2 protein-coding genes are annotated in these 1,016 nt (G+C 65.3%); both read left to right on the forward strand.

Annotated elements, in window-relative coordinates:
* Positions 1–54 precede the first annotated feature (54 nt).
* Positions 55–459, forward strand: coding sequence for a hypothetical protein (locus tag E3O50_RS09155; RefSeq protein WP_134560482.1), 405 nt, complete (start codon positions 55–57; stop codon positions 457–459).
* 74 nt (positions 460–533) lie between these two features.
* Positions 534–1,016 (forward strand): DDE-type integrase/transposase/recombinase (locus tag E3O50_RS09160; protein WP_347233271.1); only part of this gene is annotated, 483 nt, incomplete at its 3' end.

Here is a 1,016-nt window from a genome sequence, read left to right on the forward strand (position 1 = left end):
CCCTCTGCGTCAAGCTGGTTGTGAGTCAGTTCACGATCAGTAGGAGTCAGAGGAATGTCGATTAGTCCAGGGTTCACTGTGGTGGAGATCCGCGAGTTTGTTCATGAGTATCACCGGCAACCGCATGGTCAGAAAGGTGCCTGGTTAGCGGGACAGCCGGTCTCGCATGCGATGCTGACGCGGTGGAGCGCCGCGGTGTATGGCGGTGATCTGGACCGGGGTCTGGTTCCGCGAGAGGGTAGGGCTATGACTGTTCCCCCTCGTAAGCGCACGGCGCTGGAGAAATCACGGGCCGCTGAGCGCGCGGCGCACGCGGCTGAGGTTGCGAAACTGAGCGCGCGGGTGCGCGAGTTGGAGGACACGAACAACACGCTGGGAAAAGCTATCGGGCTCTTGCACGCGATGAGCGAGGAAGAGCCCGCACCCACCCCGACGACATCCGATCCGTCCGGTTCCTGAAGCTCGAGAACACGCTCGTCGGTGACCTGACGCGTTTAACGGGGTCGCAACGCCGCGCTTTGGTCCTCGCGGGCGTGGCCCGCTCAACGTGGCAGTACCGGCAGAAGCCCCGCGCCCGGGTGCCCGAACCCATCGCGCAGAAAGACCGCGCGTACTTGTCCCGGATCCCCACGACGGATCGGAAGGTGATCGCGGAACAGATCACGACGGGGTGGACGGCGGGGCATTCCGTCGATCACACCTTTGCGAGCGTCTGGGACCAGGGTGTGATGCTCGCCGGGCGCCGGTCCTGGTGGCGGATCGCCGCCGACCTCACCGATCAGAGCACCCGCCCCGTCGTGCCCACCGGGCGTGGGTCTCGAACACCCCGCCAGAAGCCGGTGCTGGTAGCGACCGGGCCTGGGCAGGTGTGGTCCTGGGACATCACCGACCTCCGCTGCCCGTGGCGGGGCACAACGTTCAAGGCGTATTCCATCATCGATATCTACTCGCGCACGATCGTCGGCTGGCGGGTCGAGGAACGCGAGAGCGACCACCTCGCCGTGGAGATGTTCCAG

The organism is Cryobacterium sp. MDB1-18-1, assembly GCF_004402735.1.
In the GTDB taxonomy this organism is placed as follows: Bacteria; Actinomycetota; Actinomycetes; order Actinomycetales; family Microbacteriaceae; genus Cryobacterium; species Cryobacterium glucosi.

What these genes read in the sequence shown, in the direction of transcription:
- E3O50_RS09155 (WP_134560482.1), top strand. Translation starts at nt 55, where the DNA reads ATGTCGATTAGTCCAGGGTTCACTGTGGTGGAGATCCGCGAGTTTGTT.